The sequence below is a fragment of the Streptomyces sp. UNOC14_S4 genome, from assembly GCF_020740835.1.
In the GTDB taxonomy this organism is placed as follows: Bacteria; Actinomycetota; Actinomycetes; order Streptomycetales; family Streptomycetaceae; genus Streptomyces.
The window spans coordinates 1-13,143 of the sequence record NZ_JAINFC010000029.1 but is presented as its reverse complement, the minus strand read 5'-3'; the positions used below and the strand labels follow the sequence as shown (position 1 = coordinate 13,143).

The 13,143-nt window shown below is 72.6% G+C and carries 14 protein-coding genes and 1 pseudogene; 9 read left to right on the top strand and 6 right to left on the bottom strand.

Going from position 1 to position 13,143, the window contains the following annotated elements; all coding sequences use genetic code 11:
- Window positions 1–47 precede the first annotated feature (47 nt).
- Together K6I34_RS04795 and K6I34_RS04790 are read left to right on the top strand one after the other, a co-directional pair.
- Entirely contained in the window at window positions 48–1,412 is a 1,365-nt protein-coding gene (locus tag K6I34_RS04795; protein WP_229322802.1) for a hypothetical protein, read from the top strand.
- Between the two features lie 141 nt (window positions 1,413–1,553).
- Complete coding sequence (locus tag K6I34_RS04790; RefSeq protein WP_229322801.1) at window positions 1,554–2,051, top strand: RICIN domain-containing protein; 498 nt, start codon at window positions 1,554–1,556, stop codon at window positions 2,049–2,051.
- Between the two features lie 70 nt (window positions 2,052–2,121).
- Here K6I34_RS04790 and K6I34_RS04785 read toward each other — a convergent pair whose 3' ends face one another.
- Complete coding sequence (locus K6I34_RS04785) at window positions 2,122–2,655, bottom strand: hypothetical protein (protein ID WP_229322800.1); 534 nt, start codon at window positions 2,653–2,655, stop codon at window positions 2,122–2,124.
- Window positions 2,656–3,078: 423 nt separating this feature from the next.
- Window positions 3,079–3,471, bottom strand: a complete 393-nt coding sequence (locus K6I34_RS04780) for an ester cyclase (RefSeq protein WP_229322799.1) — start codon at window positions 3,469–3,471, stop codon at window positions 3,079–3,081.
- Between the two features lie 104 nt (window positions 3,472–3,575).
- On the opposite strand from K6I34_RS04780, the gene K6I34_RS04775 reads away from it, so the two are divergent.
- Both K6I34_RS04775 and K6I34_RS04770 read left to right on the top strand, forming a co-directional pair.
- Window positions 3,576–3,905 (top strand): FAD-dependent monooxygenase, encoded by a 330-nt coding sequence (locus K6I34_RS04775; RefSeq protein WP_308293960.1) that lies wholly within the window; start codon window positions 3,576–3,578, stop codon window positions 3,903–3,905.
- 162 nt (window positions 3,906–4,067) lie between these two features.
- Window positions 4,068–4,340: a hypothetical protein gene (locus tag K6I34_RS04770; protein WP_229322817.1), complete on the top strand. Its 273-nt coding sequence runs from the start codon at window positions 4,068–4,070 to the stop codon at window positions 4,338–4,340.
- 80 nt (window positions 4,341–4,420) lie between these two features.
- Here the strand turns inward: K6I34_RS04770 and K6I34_RS04765 are convergent, their stop codons facing one another.
- Window positions 4,421–5,242, bottom strand: coding sequence for a peptidoglycan recognition family protein (locus tag K6I34_RS04765; protein WP_229322798.1), 822 nt, complete (start codon window positions 5,240–5,242; stop codon window positions 4,421–4,423).
- Window positions 5,243–5,523: 281 nt separating this feature from the next.
- Here K6I34_RS04765 and K6I34_RS38805 point away from each other — a divergent pair.
- From K6I34_RS38805 to K6I34_RS04750, 4 genes and pseudogenes are all read left to right on the top strand, one after another.
- Window positions 5,524–5,917, top strand: a pseudogene (locus K6I34_RS38805) (agmatine deiminase family protein); the annotation flags it as partial.
- A complete protein-coding gene (locus K6I34_RS04760; protein ID WP_374230805.1) occupies window positions 5,818–6,225 on the top strand; it encodes an agmatine deiminase family protein in 408 nt (135 codons plus the stop codon). The pseudogene K6I34_RS38805 and the gene K6I34_RS04760, both read left to right, overlap by 100 nt.
- Window positions 6,226–6,453: 228 nt before the next feature.
- Window positions 6,454–7,704, top strand: a complete 1,251-nt coding sequence (locus K6I34_RS04755; RefSeq protein WP_229322797.1) for a wax ester/triacylglycerol synthase domain-containing protein — start codon at window positions 6,454–6,456, stop codon at window positions 7,702–7,704.
- Window positions 7,704–8,810: a glycosyltransferase gene (locus K6I34_RS04750; RefSeq protein ID WP_229322796.1), complete on the top strand. Its 1,107-nt coding sequence runs from the start codon at window positions 7,704–7,706 to the stop codon at window positions 8,808–8,810. The genes K6I34_RS04755 and K6I34_RS04750 overlap by 1 nt, the downstream gene beginning before the upstream one ends.
- 2 nt (window positions 8,811–8,812) lie before the next feature.
- Here K6I34_RS04750 and K6I34_RS04745 read toward each other — a convergent pair whose 3' ends face one another.
- Genes K6I34_RS04745 through K6I34_RS04735 form a run of 3 tightly spaced genes read right to left on the bottom strand, consistent with a single transcriptional unit; the run spans window position 8,813 to window position 12,928 of the window.
- Window positions 8,813–10,681, bottom strand: a complete 1,869-nt coding sequence (locus K6I34_RS04745; RefSeq protein WP_229322795.1) for a prenyltransferase/squalene oxidase repeat-containing protein — start codon at window positions 10,679–10,681, stop codon at window positions 8,813–8,815.
- Window positions 10,682–10,727: 46 nt separating this feature from the next.
- On the bottom strand, window positions 10,728–11,879 hold the full coding sequence (locus K6I34_RS04740; RefSeq protein WP_229322794.1) for an aromatic ring-hydroxylating dioxygenase subunit alpha: 1,152 nt from the start codon (window positions 11,877–11,879) through the stop codon (window positions 10,728–10,730).
- A complete protein-coding gene (locus K6I34_RS04735) occupies window positions 11,876–12,928 on the bottom strand; it encodes an NAD-dependent epimerase/dehydratase family protein (protein ID WP_229322793.1) in 1,053 nt (350 codons plus the stop codon). The genes K6I34_RS04740 and K6I34_RS04735 overlap by 4 nt, the downstream gene beginning before the upstream one ends.
- 14 nt (window positions 12,929–12,942) lie before the next feature.
- Here K6I34_RS04735 and K6I34_RS38800 point away from each other — a divergent pair.
- A partial coding sequence (locus K6I34_RS38800) for an FAD-binding protein (protein WP_374230802.1) occupies window positions 12,943–13,143 on the top strand: 201 nt, incomplete at its 3' end.

The window sequence follows — 13,143 nt, the reverse complement described above, 5'->3', positions numbered from 1 at the left end:
CCGAGTTCGGGGTCCCGAGCGGACCGGCACGATACGGGGGAAGACACATGAACGCGCTGGTGGAGATCCACAGACAGACGGCGTCGGGCCACCCATGGTTCGGCGATCACCGCATCGCCCCGCCCGCCGTGCCCCCGGCCACGGTCCGCCGGATGCTGGACCATGAGATACGGGACACCGGCTGGCCGTACCAGCGGCTGCTGCCCGCGGCGCCCATCGCGCTGCCGCGCGCGTCGTACGCGGAGCTGTTCCGGGTGAGCGCAGCGCTGCTCGACCTGGTGCGCCGCACCGCGCTGGAGACGGCGGCCACCACGGAGGGCCGGCTGGCGGCGTACGGCATGCCGGAGAGCGAGCACCGGCTCTTCATGGCCGATCAGTTCACCGAGGAGCGGTACGCGGACTGTGTGGCCCGCCCGGACATCGTGATCGGCCCGAACGGCCCGCAGTTCCTGGAGTTCAACGTCAGCGGCGCGCTCGGCGGCCCGGTGGAGGTGCACTCCCGCCTCGCGGTCTGGCGCGAGCTGTACGCCGACGACGCGGGCCGGGTGCCGTTCAGCAGCCAGGACCCCTTCGCCGTACGCGCCGGGATGTTCCGCGACCTGTGCGCGGAACTGGGCGTGGCCCCCCGCGTGGCGGTGCTGGGCAGCGCCCGCGACCAGGGCGGGGCGACCCGGTACTTCGACATGCAGACCGAGTACTTCGCCGGCCGGGGCCTGACCGCGCGCTTCTTCGAGCCCGAGGACCTCCACCAGGCCTGGGACTGCCCGCCGCACCTGCGCTACCCGGTGGGGCTGAGGGACTTCACCATCCCCGACTGGGCCGAACTGGGCATCGACACCGCGCCCGTACAGGACGCCCTGGACCACGGCTGTCTGCTCGTGGGCACCCAGACCTCCACCTTCCTGTCCAGCAAGCTCACCCTGGGCCTGCTGTCGGAAGGCCGCCCGTGGATGAGCGCCGCCGAGCAGGCCCTGGTCGACCGGTACCTGCCGTGGACGCGGGTGCTCTCCCACCGCTTCACCCACCGGGACGGCCGCAGGATCGACCTCGTGCGCCACGCCGTGGACAACCGCGAGTCCCTGGTGCTCAAGGCGGGCATAGGGATGAGCGGCAAGCAGGTCGCCATCGGCCGCGAGACGGACCCCGCGCAGTGGGAGACGGCGGTGGCCTCCGCCGCCGAGGAAGGCACCAGCATCGTCCAGGAGTTCGTTTCCCCGCGCACCTGCCGCCTGTCCCTGGCCGCCGACGGCGCGGACGAGTTCCACGAGGCCGACATCGCACCGGTCCTCGGCCCGCTCCTCTTCGGCGGCCGCCCGGCGGGCATGCTCGCCCGCTTCTTCGGCGACGGCACGGCGGGCATCGTTACCGTCCACGGCACCCACAGCTCCGACAACTGCGTGGTCGCCTTCTGACACTTGCGACCGGCTGTCCTCTGCCGCCCCATGGTCCTTGACCATCCGACGGGCTAGTGTGCTCGCCCTGGACGGGCCGGACCGGTCCGGCCCGTCCCGACAGCCGGTTCACCGACTTCCGGAAGGGACGGCGTCATCAGTATGAGGATCGCCAGGAGCACATCCCGACTCCTCGCCACCGTCGTGGCGGGAACCGCGCTCACCCTCGTCCTGCCGGGCACGGCACACGCCGACCGTCCCGACGTATACGTCCAGCAGTGGGCCACCGGCCACTGCCTCACTTTCAACAACGGCGGCATATCCGCCGGGTCCTGTGACAACGGCCTCGCGAACTCCTTCTACGAGAAGGAACTCGGCAACGACTACATCCAGTACGTGTACAACGGCCAGGGAAACACCTGCCTGGGCATGAACTCCAACAACAACGACACCGTCGGGGCGTGGCCCTGCGACGCGGGTTACGAGTCGGTCTGGTGGCGGGACCGCAGGAGCGGCGGCATCGGCGCGAAGCTGTGGAACCAGTTCTCGATGATGGCCGGACGGGCCGACCAGTGCCTGGACGCGGGACCGGACGGCCGGCTCGTCACCGCCGGGTGCAACGAGGGCGGCTACCAGCGGTGGTCCGCCAGGAACAGGTGACGGCCCGGACGCGACCGCCGCCCGGCACACACCCCGTCAGCGGTGCGCGCCGGGCGGCACTCGCGGCACGTCAGTCCTGGTATTCGGACAAGGCTTTGGTGATCATGCGGGTCGCGAAATCGGGGTCGTCCGTCAGGCGGTTGATGTGCTCCGCGAGCAGGAAAGCGGTGACTTCCAGAGGAGTCATCTCGCTCTCGGTCCAGAATCCGTACTGCTTGCGCCACAGATTGGGGCTCAGGCCGGTACCCGCGGCGACGAGCAGACCGGCCATGGTGGGGATGGCCTCGGGGCGGACACTCTTGGGCATCATGCGCATCGAGCCCACGAGATTGGGCACCACGTACGCGATGACGTCCTCGTCCTGTTGCTCGTAGGCCAGCCGCAGCCACTGCATGAACATGAAGATGAGGGTGCACGCGCCGTCCAGCACGTCATTGGCCCCTTTGGGGCCGAGGGACGCGGTGAACTGGTCGATCAGCGCCTGCTGTTCGGGGTCGGTCTCGGTCTTGCCGGCGTGGATGGCCTTGAGACGGGAGTCGACCATCATGAGTGCTGCGCCCACATCGCCGGCGGGGGCGTGCTGGGGGTCACAGGGCGATGACACAGGATTCCTCCTCTTGCGGCCGCAGTGGGCGGCGTGGCGCGATCACACAGTAGACCGCCGAGGAGGCGGGGGTCCGGTGAATGCCGCAGAGGTTGCTGCGGGTTGACGCCGCCGATCCGGCCGAGGGCGCCCGCCGCCCGCGCGGCGGGGCCCGCGGCCCGGGCCCGCCCCACCCGTACGGGGTCTCATCCTGCTCGCACCAGTCGGCGGTCCAGGTACGCTGTCAGCGCCTTGTGGCCGGTGGCTCGTGCCCGGAGGCCGACGTGCCCGTCCGGCCGGAATCCGAAGAAGCGCGTGCCGCCTCCGACGACGGCTTCGGTGGACCGTTGCACGTCCGGGCCCAGCAGGCGCAGCCGGTCGTGGAGCAGGCTCTCGATGTCGTCCTGCTCGATGACGAGGGGGTGGGGGGGAAGGCGGTGCCAGTCAGGGCGAACGGCTGGATGCCCGCCAGGCGTCCGCCCACGTGGAACTCGGTGCGCGCCAGGGGCGGCCCGCGCCGCATGAACGCGTCCGCGCAGCCCGGATCGCGCACAGGATGTCAGGCCAGACGTTCTCCCGGACCATCCGTCCGTCCCGGAACTCGCAGATGTGCAGCAGACGGAAGGAGACCGGTTTGTTCTCGCCGGGGATGCCGTTCGGTGCCCCGTTGGCGCTGCCGTGCACGATGCTCTCGTCGACGACGAAATTCTCGCCGTAGTAACGGCGGACGCGTTCCTGGCGCTCGTCGGTGAATGTCCTTTGTCCGCTCGGCCTCGAAGTGCTCGTCGAGAACGGCGTCCATCTCCGCAGGAGCCATGACGGTTTCCCTCCCTTCACCGGCCGTTCCGAAGGATCTCCCAAAGCGATCCAGGAGGACCTATGAGGGCGGCGGGACGGCCGGAGACGGACATGGCGGGGAACGGCACGAGGCCGATGTCCTGGTGGCGGGCGCCGGGCCGGTGGGGCTCACCCTCGCGGTGGGCCTGGCCTGGCGCGGCGTACGGCACCTGGTGCTGGAGCAGCCGGACGGCACCGTCGGCCACCCCAAGGCGGGCACCGTCGGCCCGCGGTCGATGGAGCTGTTCCGGCGCTGGGGTCTGGCGGACCGCATCCGGGCCGCCGGGTGGCCCGGGGTCATCCACTGGACATCGCATGGGTCACCGCGCTGGGCGGACACGAGATCCACCGCCTGCACCTCGGCACGACCGGGACCCGGCCGCCCCTGCCGTACGCCCCGGAGCCCGAACACCCCTGCCCCCAGCACTGGTTGACCCCGCTGCTGACGCAGGCGGTCGGCGTCCGTCCCCGAGGGCCCCTGTTCCTGGGCTGCCGCCTCGACGGCTTCACCCGAACGTGAACGGTCCGGCGTCCCAGGGCACTTCCCCGGTCGGCTGGCGGACCACCGCTCTGCCCGGCGGGTGTGCCCCGCACGCATGGCCGGCACCCGGACTGTCCACCCCCTCGACCTCTTCGGCCCCGCCTTCCACCTGTTGTGCCTCGGCGACGCCGGGCGGCTGCCCGCTGTCGAGGAGGCCTTCAGCCGACGGCACGTCCCGTTCCGCCTGGTCCGGCCGGACGGGCATGTCGCATGGCGCGGCGCGCGCCTGCCCGAAGCCCCCGGCCTCCTCTTCGACACGGTACGGGGCGCGGGGCCCGCGCCGGGCGCCGGAGCGGGACCGTGCCCGGGCGGCGACGAGCCGATGTGAGCCGGTGTGGGCCGGCGGCTGCCCGGGCGCGGAGGAAGTGGCGGACACGATCGAGTTCTACGGGTGTTGTGGCCAGGGCATCAGCGCGTCGGATCCAGCGGGCCGACCGCAGGGCCGTGGTCCCGTGCCCCGGAGGCGTGCGGGGCCGGCAGGTCCTCCGCCACATGGTTGGGCGACCCGTCCCCGACCGGCAGGCCCATGGCATGGGCGACCTTCTGCCGCAGTACGGGCAGCCGCTTGTACAGGGCGTTGCCCGGGCATTCGGTCGCGAGCGGGGTGCCCGGCTGGTTGAGGTCCCTGTGCCCCACGATCGCGGTCATGGGCGAGAGCCCGTACACGCGGCACAGCCACGCGCAGGTCTCGACGAGCGCGCGCCACTGGGCCTCGGGCGGGAGCTCGGTCGTGTACGTTCCCTCGTTCTCTATGCCGATGCTCACGGTGTTCCAGTTGGCGACCTGCGCCCCGATGACCTGTTCGCCGCAGCGGACGGCCTCGGCCGACCGGTATCTCCCCTCCATCAGGAAACCGCCGCGGCTGAGGGTCAGTTGCTGGCCGATGTCGTTCCACCCGTTGTTGTGCATGTGGTCGTACTGGCAGTCCCGGGAGAGTTGGAAGGCGTGTTCCAGTGAGTAGTCGGTGCTGTTCGGATAGTCCATGTGATGGACCACGACGAGCGCGGGCCGGAAAGGCTCCACCCTGACCCCGGCGGGGTCCTGGGGCGGCACGGCTCGCCACTGTTCGCGGGTGTGGAGCCGGGGACCGCGGCAGGCGACCGGTGCCGGAGCCGCCTGCGCCCTCGGCGCGGACAGCGCGTTCCCGGTCACCAGAGCGGCACCACCGGCCAGGGCCCCGCCCAACAGACCACGGCGCCCGACCCGGATGTTCTTCGGCTGTTCGGTCACGGCTGAAGCTCCCTTCGTGAGCACGCCGGAGGCCCCCATCGGCTCGGGGACGGAGGCCCGAGGAGCAGCGCCCCTCGGTCGTTCGCCGACTGTAAGGCCGCCACCACCCGTTCCGGCAGCCCCGGCGCATGACATGACCGACGGATCTCCGCCGGTGACGGGCCGGGGCCGGCGGCGAAGAGGAACCGGGCCCCTCGGTTCGGGGGAGAGGCAGGGAGACCGCGGTGACGGCGGGCTGAGCGTGCGGCGCCCCGGGCGACGGGAAGGGGCCGCTGCGGTGGATGAGGTCCGCGTGGATGGCGGTGGGCAGCCATCCATCGGCGAACCGCACCTGGGTGCCCACGGCAGGGTGGGCTCGCAAGGCCTCGATCGGCGCGCTGGTGGTGGGGCGCGCGGCAGGATCCTTCGCCGGGCACTGCGCCAAGAGCGCCGAGTGGGACAGCCACACCCGCACGTTCATGTCCTGGCCGGCCCTGGAGTCGGTCTGGGGCCGTCAGCTGCCCTCCGTGCGGGAGGACATCGCGCGGGTGGCCCGGGCGATCGCGGAGTACGAACCCGTGGTACCGCGCAGGAACATCGCAACGACGCCGGGTCGGCCGTACCCTCCTCGCGAAGTACGGCGTCCCGCGTGCCGAGGCTCCGCTGGTCGCCGAAGGCGGCTCCTTCGAGACGGACGGCGCGGGCACCCTGCTGGTCACCGAGAGCTCGGTGGTCAACAAGAACCGCAACACAGGATCACCGGCCGGGGCGACGCCTTCGTCTCCACCTATGCGAACTTCTACGTCGCCAACGGCGCGGTGTTCATGCCCCGCTTCGGCGACGCCAAGGCCGACGATCACGCCAAGGGCATCCTGCAGGACCGGTTCCCCCGACGCGACATCGTGCAGGTGAAGATCGACACCATTGCCTCGGGCGGCGGCATCCACTGCGCGACCCACGATCAGCCGGGCAAGCCGGGCAAGCCGGGCAAGCCGGGCGCGTGACGAGGCCGATCTCGACACGGATCCTGCTGCCCGGAGTGGCCGGAGCTCGGCGGGCCGAGGCGGCCGCGCGGATCCCCGCCGCCCGAGCACGCCAGGACCCCCGCGCGCGGGCGCTGATCGCAGGGCGTGGTCTCCCCGACGGGGTGCCGTCCTCGCGCCATCGTGCCCGGTGCCGTTCGCGGCGGCTGCCGTGTTTCACCCGCCCGCCGCGCAGGCAGTATCACGCAGATGAGCCGTTGCATCCCTCTCTCGTTGACAGACGAGTTCATGGCCCGGCACACCTTCGGTCCTCTGATCCTGTGCGTGACGTTCCTGCTGCACGGCAGCCCGCCCCCTCTGGATGACCTGCGGGACCGCGCGGAAGCCAAGTGGTCCCATCTGCCGCTGCTGCGCAGGGTGTTGACGCCGCCACCCGGAGACTCCGGCAGCGGTCGGCGGCACTGGGTGGAGCGGTCCGCTTTCGCGGTGGAGCACCATGTCCTCCGGGACGCGGCCGGACCCACGCTCGAGGCGTGGACATCCGGGCTCCTGACCCGTCCGCTGCCACCGGACCGGCCGTTGTGGCAGCTGCGTCTCATGCCGTGCCCGGAGGAGGGCGGCTACGGGCTGGCGCTCCGTATGCATCATGTGATGGCCGACGGCCAATCGGCCATCACGCTGATGCGCCTGCTCCTGGACGCTCCCGGTGACGCGGGTCCCAAGCCGGCGCGGCGTCCCGGTCGCACCGACCCGCGCCGCGTCGCGGAGAGCTTCCTGCGGAGAGGGCTGGCCGTACCGTTGTCCTCGGAGCGCGGTGTCGAGCCGGCCCTCGCCTGGTCGCAGGTCGACGCCGGCCTGTTCCGGGCGGCCCGCCAGGCCCTGCCCGATCGCGCCGCGACCACCACCGAGACGTTGATGGCGGCTGCGGCCGGGGCCCTGCGTGCCTGCTTCGGCGACCCGGCCGGATGGCCCTCCGGGCGTGTCCGGCGACGTGGCTCCGTCTTCACCTGGGTCCCGATGAGCCTTCGTACCGCCGACAACGCCGATGAACTGGGCAATATGGCAAGTGCGTTCCGCCTGCCGCTGCCCGTCCATGTCGACGAGCCGGTCGCCCGGCTCATGGCGTGCCGCGGTCTCGTGGACGCCTTCGGCCGTCGCGCCCTGGAGCTGCCCTGGCGACTGGCCCGCCTGCCGTACCTCATGGGGCCGCGGGCCATGGACGCCGTGCTCGCCCGCGCCATGCGGCCCTCGCACGCGGCTGCCAGCTGCACCAGCCTGCCGTGGGGGCACACCCGGTGGGCACTCGACGCGGACCCCGTGATCCGCATCGTGGCCTCACCCGTCGTGCCGCCCGCCGGATGCTGCAGCTTCGTCCTCAGCAACTACACCGACACCTCCGTCGTCGCCGTGACCACCCACCGTGCGCCCGGTGACGCCCGTCGGCTCGCGGCGGCCTTCACTCGCGAAGTCGCCCGTCTCGCCGAGAGCGGCACGGTGTGATGCGGGCAGGAGATGCCGGGCAGGGCGGGGCGCCGCGTGTGCTGGTGGTCTCGGGCAGCATGGGTGCGGGGCACGACGGTGCCGCGCGGGAGCTCGTCCGGCGGCTCGGGGAACGCGGGGTGGAGGCGGTGTCGCGTGATTTCCTCGACGCGCTGCCCCGGGCGCACCGGCCACCGCTGAGGGGCTTGCACACGTTCACGGCCCGGCACACGCCCCGGATCTTCGACTGGCTGGCCCGTTGCGAGGAACGCGACTCGGCCGTCCGCGAGGGGACGCGGTGGGTGTGCCGCACGGCCCGCGGCGAGGTCGCCCGCTGGGCGGTCGGCGGATTTGGCGTGGTGGTCTCGGTCTTCCCCCTCGCCACACAGACGCTGGGCATGCTGCGGCGGGACGGCGGGCTCGGCACGCCGGTGGTGTGCTGCCTGACCGATCCGGCACCGAACCGGCTGTGGGTGCATCCGGGAGTCGACCTGTACCTGACGGCCCTTCAGGCGACGGCGGAGGAGGCCGCGGAGCGTTACGGCGTGCCGATGTCGGTGGGCGGGCCGCTGGTGGCTCCCGTGTTCCGGCAGCCGGTGGACGAGGCCGTACGCCGGGCGGTGCGCGCGGAGCTGGGCGTGCCGCCGGACCGGCGGATGGTGCTGCTGGCGGCGGGAGCGCTGGGCTCCGGTGAGGTGATGACGAGCGTCGTCGCGGTGCGGAAAGTGCCCGGTACCGCGACTGTCGTCCTGTGCGGCCGCAACGACCGGCTGAGGCGCCGGGCCGCGGCCGTGCCGGGCGTGGTGGCGCTCGGCTGGCGCGAGGACGTGCCCCATCTGATGGCCGCTGCCGACGTCCTGCTGCACAACGCCGGGGGCCTGTCGCTGACCGAGGCGCTGGTCGCCGGGCTGCCGGCGGTCAGTTACCAGGTGCTGGCGGGGCACGGCAGGCGGAACGCCGCCACCCTCGCCCGTGCCGGCCTCGTGCCCTGGCCCCGTACCCCCGGGGAACTGGCCGGGGCACTGCACCGGCAGGCCGCCCGGACCCGGACGCCCCTCCTGCCGACGCCGTCGCCCGGGACGGCGGAGAGGGTCGAGGCACTGGCCCGGCGGGGCCGTACGGGCTGACGTCAGCCCGTACGCCCGAGGGCGGCGAGGTGCGCACCGAGCGCCCAGAGAGGGAAGTAGTCGGCGTAGCGGCGGTAGTCGAGCATGGCCGTGCCGAAGAAGACGCCGGTCACCGCCTCCTGGCGCCAGGAGCCGTCCGTCGTCTGCCGGTCGCACAGCCACTGGACGCCCTGGCGCACGCAGGCCGTGCCGGGGCCGGTGATCTGCAACAGCGCGAGCAGCGCCCACGCGGTCGTCACGGGCTGGCTTTCGGGGTGTTCGACGTAGCGGTCCTCGGTGCATCCGCGATGGTGTTCGCCCCAGCCGCCGTCGGCTCGCTGGACGGACTCCAGCCAGTGCGCCGCCCGGGCCAGCCGGGGATGGCCGGGTGGCGCTCCGGCGGCGCGCAGGCCCCGGACGGCGAAGAGGGTGCCGTAGATGCGGTTGACGCCCCAGGCGGCGCGCCAGGAGCCGTCCCGGCGCTGCGTGCGCAGCAGGAAGCGGGCGCCGCTGCGGACGGCCGCCGTCACTGCCTCGCGGTGCGCCCGCCCCTCCAGCCGCCCGAGTTCCGCGAGGGCGACCAGGGCGGAGCCGGTGCATTCGGTGTAGGAGTCCTCCACCATGCAGTGGGAGAACATCTCGGCCGGGTTCGCCGCCTCCAGCAGGCGGCTGCCCCGGCGTGGCTCGTACGATCCGAAGCCGCCGTCCCGGTTCTGCCGGTGCAGCAGGAACGCGGTGGCCCGGCGCAGCCGCTGCCCGTCGGGCAGGGGAGCGCCCGGGAGGAGGGAGCCGGTGTGCAGGAGCGCGGTCACCGCCTCGGCCGTGCAGTCGCTCACCGGCCAGCGGTGGCCGGGGTCGGAGACGCACCAGCCTCCGGCGGCCGGAGCGCGGGCGGTGACCTCCGGTCGCGGCACGTCCTCGGTGACCTGGGCATGGCGCAGATATGCGCAGGCCCGGCGCAGGGCGGCGTCGGTGTGGCCGTCGGGCCGGTGGGCCAGCAGGGCCTCGACGGCGAACGCGGTGTCCCACGTCTGCGTCCGGGCGCCGGCGTAGCGGATGCCGCGCTCCGGGTCCGCCCAGCGCCAGTGGTCGAGGGCCTTCAGCGCGCGGTCCACCGCTGCCGGTCCCGCTCCGGAGGCGTACAGCACCAGGACGTTGAGCAACGAACTGACCGGTGAGAGTCCCAGGTCGCGCGTGGCCTCCTGCTCATGGGTCACGCGGTCGAGACAGCGCGCCAGCGCGCGCTCGCGCGTCCGGCACGGGGGGCGGTGCTCGTACAGCGCCAGCGCGTCGAACGCGGCCCGCAGGACACGCCGCGGGGGAGCGGCGGCGTCGGTGCCGAGCAGACGGCGCTGGGCACGGAACGGCGGTTGGTGCTCCCCGCCGAAAAGGTCGTCCCGCAGTTCCCCGGTGAGCGAGCGGCCGAGGTCGCCGGAGAAGCGGATGCCGTAGAGGTAGGCCATGGCCTGGTAGATGGTGCGGGTGTGGCAGTAGAGCCGGTCGGGGTGGAACGGCAGCCGGGGTGGCAGCAGGAAGAGTTCCGGGGGCAGCGGGTTGACGGCCCGGTAGTCGTGGAGCCCCGCGAAGGCCAGCCAGAGTTTGCCCCAGGTGGGCACGGCCCGCGCTCCTCCCGGCCGGGAACGCAGCCAGGCCGCCGAGCGGGCGCCCAGCGGGTCGTCCCGGCGATTGCCGAGCAGCCGCAGCGCGATGTGGGCCAGCGCTGTGCAGTACGGGGAAGGGCCCGACTCCTGGTGCAGACCCCAGCCGCCCTCAGGGGTGACCGTGACGCGGTAGTGCCGCGTCATCGCCGTCCGGGCGGGCTCCGGCAGGTGATGCCCGACGAGGCGGCATACGATGACGTACTGGGAGAGGATCATGGTGTTCCACACCATCTCCCCCTCCCAGCGGCCCGACGGGTCCTGGAGGGAGAGCAGCCGGTCAACCGCCCTGCGGTGTGCTCGGTCCGGGCTCGGGGCGGGACCCGTCGCCGGACCGTCGCCGGGCGTGTGCGTCGCGCGCAAGGTGTTCCCCCCATTTGCGGATGGTCAGGTCCTGGCAGAGCCGGACGGCCGGGTTGAGCTCGACGGCGGGGGCGGCGAAGTGCCGCTCGTAGCCCTGCTGTTCGCCCTCGACCGCCGCGCCGTCCTGGGACAGGGTCGGGCGGGCGGTGAAGGCGCTGACCGCCCGCATCAGAGGAGCGGTCAGCCGGTACGGCATGGTCACTCCGGTGCCGGGCAGCTGGATTCCGTCGGCCTTGAAGTAGAAGAGGAAGAAGACCCGCGTGGTGCGGCGGTCCATGGGCAGGAGGAAGAGCCAGTGCCTGATGTAACCGCCGGTGTCGGAGCACTGGTACGGGTAGCGGTAGGTGATGTCGATGGACGTGGTGTCGGCGCGCCTGCGGTCGACGAAGTGCCGGACGAAGCGGCCGCCGCCGATAAAGGCGTCGTACGAGATCTCGACCCCTTCCCCGTCCTCCGTCATGGCGTGGCGGGTCAGCCTGGCGTCCCAGAACGGCCGGTACTTGCGGTGCAGAAAGGCGTGGGTGAAGTCGCTGGTGTTGTCCATGATCAGGGCGTGGTGGGCCCGCCAGACGTAGGAGATGTCCATCCGGGGCCAGGGCCTGGGACCCGTCAGCTCGGGGATGTCGGGGATGCTCCGCCCGCCCGCGCGGGCGGGATCGCCCGGGAAGATCCAGATCAGGCCGTGGCGGGTGGTCACGGGGTAGTCCCGCACCCTCACCTCGGGTTCGGCGCGGCCGAAGAGGTCGTGGGCGTAGTGCACCACCCGGCCGTCCCCGCGGTAGGTCCAGCCGTGGTACTCGCACGTGAGGTGGCAGCCGTCCACCACGCCTGCGGACAGGCGCAGCTGGCGGTGCGCACAGCGGTCCTCCAGCGCATGCAGCGAGCCGTCGGCACCGCGCCAGACGACGACCGGCCGGTCCCAGAACGAGGTGGCGAGGGTCTGCCCGGGCGGCAGGGCCCGCTCGTACTCGACGGGGTACCAGTGGTCGGGGTCCAGGCCGGCCGCCAGGACCTTCTGGCGTCGGCCCCGTGCCTGGCCGAAACCGGGCGGGCCGGGCGAGCCGGTCATGACGGCCCCGCCGCGCGCCGCGCGGACCGGCCCGGGCGGCTTCCCGGTACGGAAGGTGCCCGACGGGCCTCGACGAGCCCGCGCCGGGCGAAGCAGGCGAACGCCTCCCGCACCGCGTGCGCCACACTCGTCGGGCGGTAGCCGAGCTCCGTGACGGCCCGGGAGCAGTCCGCGCGCCGACGGGAGCGGAGGAAGTCCACCGCCGCCGGGGTCAGCCGCATCTCATGACGCGGGGCCAGCAGGGTCACCACCGGTGCGGCCGCCCTGGCGATCCCCGCCATCACCGGCGACGGCACCCGCAGCGGTCGCCGCCGCCGTCCGCAGACCTCGCCGTAGTGGCCGAGCAGTTCCTCCACCGTGTGGTACTGCGTGGAGAACAGGTACTTCCGCCCGGCGACCCCGCGGCGCATCGCCAGCATGTGCCCCGCGACGAGGTCGCCGACGGACACGAACTCGAAGCCGCCCGGGACGTAGGCCAGCAGTCGCCCGTTGGCGAAGTCCAGCAGCAACCGGCCCATCCGGGACGGCCGGTAGTCATGGGGCCCGATGATCGCGGTGGACGTGGCGACGACGACATCGAGCCCTTGCGTGGCGGCCTTGGCGCACTCGTGCTCCGCCAGCACCTTGCTGATGGTGTACGGCGTGTGGGCGCCGAAGGGGTAGAAGAGGTCCTCCTCCGTGCACGGAACGCCGCGCCGCCAGCCGGTCGCGCTCAACGACCCGGTGACCACGACCCGGCGGACACCGGCCCGCCGGGCCGCCGCGAGCACATGATGGGTGCCCAGCACGTTGACGTCGTAGGTCTGGCGCCGGGCGCCATTCCCCGTGGAGACCCGGGCGGCACAGTGATAGACCTCTTCGCAGCCGGAGACGGCCCGCCCCACGGCCTCCCCGTCCCGCACGTCGCCCGGCACCCGGTGCACCGCCAGGCCGTCGAGAGCGGGCCCGGCCGCCCCCTTGAGCAGCACGCGCACATCCTGACCCTCCGTCAGCAGTGCGCGGACCAGATTGGCGCCCAAGTGCCCGGTGGCGCCCGTGACAAGGATCATCCCCGCCCCCAACCATGCACCATGCTATATATCATGAATATGCGAACACATCGCATATTCCGCAGTTTAGCGACCTGATAATCCGAGCAGAAGTGGGCCAAGGAGACGCCGAGGGGGCATTCGTGCGGACCACGGACGTACTGGTCGCGGGAGCCGGGCCGGCGGGCTGCATGGCGGCACTCTCCTTCGCCCGGCGCGGCGCCACCGTCCTTGTC

Bases quoted from the DNA above. Each gene is read 5' to 3' on its own strand.
- K6I34_RS04735 (WP_229322793.1), bottom strand. From the start codon at position 12,928: ATGATCCTTGTCACGGGCGCCACCGGGCACTTGGGCGCCAATCTGGTC.
- K6I34_RS04745 (WP_229322795.1), bottom strand. From the start codon at position 10,681: ATGGTGTGGAACACCATGATCCTCTCCCAGTACGTCATCGTATGCCGC.
- K6I34_RS04750 (WP_229322796.1), top strand. From the start codon at position 7,704: ATGCGGGCAGGAGATGCCGGGCAGGGCGGGGCGCCGCGTGTGCTGGTG.
- K6I34_RS04755 (WP_229322797.1), top strand. From the start codon at position 6,454: ATGAGCCGTTGCATCCCTCTCTCGTTGACAGACGAGTTCATGGCCCGG.
- K6I34_RS04790 (WP_229322801.1), top strand. From the start codon at position 1,554: ATGAGGATCGCCAGGAGCACATCCCGACTCCTCGCCACCGTCGTGGCG.
- K6I34_RS04795 (WP_229322802.1), top strand. From the start codon at position 48: ATGAACGCGCTGGTGGAGATCCACAGACAGACGGCGTCGGGCCACCCA.
- K6I34_RS04770 (WP_229322817.1), top strand. From the start codon at position 4,068: ATGGCCGGCACCCGGACTGTCCACCCCCTCGACCTCTTCGGCCCCGCC.
- K6I34_RS04740 (WP_229322794.1), bottom strand. From the start codon at position 11,879: ATGACCGGCTCGCCCGGCCCGCCCGGTTTCGGCCAGGCACGGGGCCGA.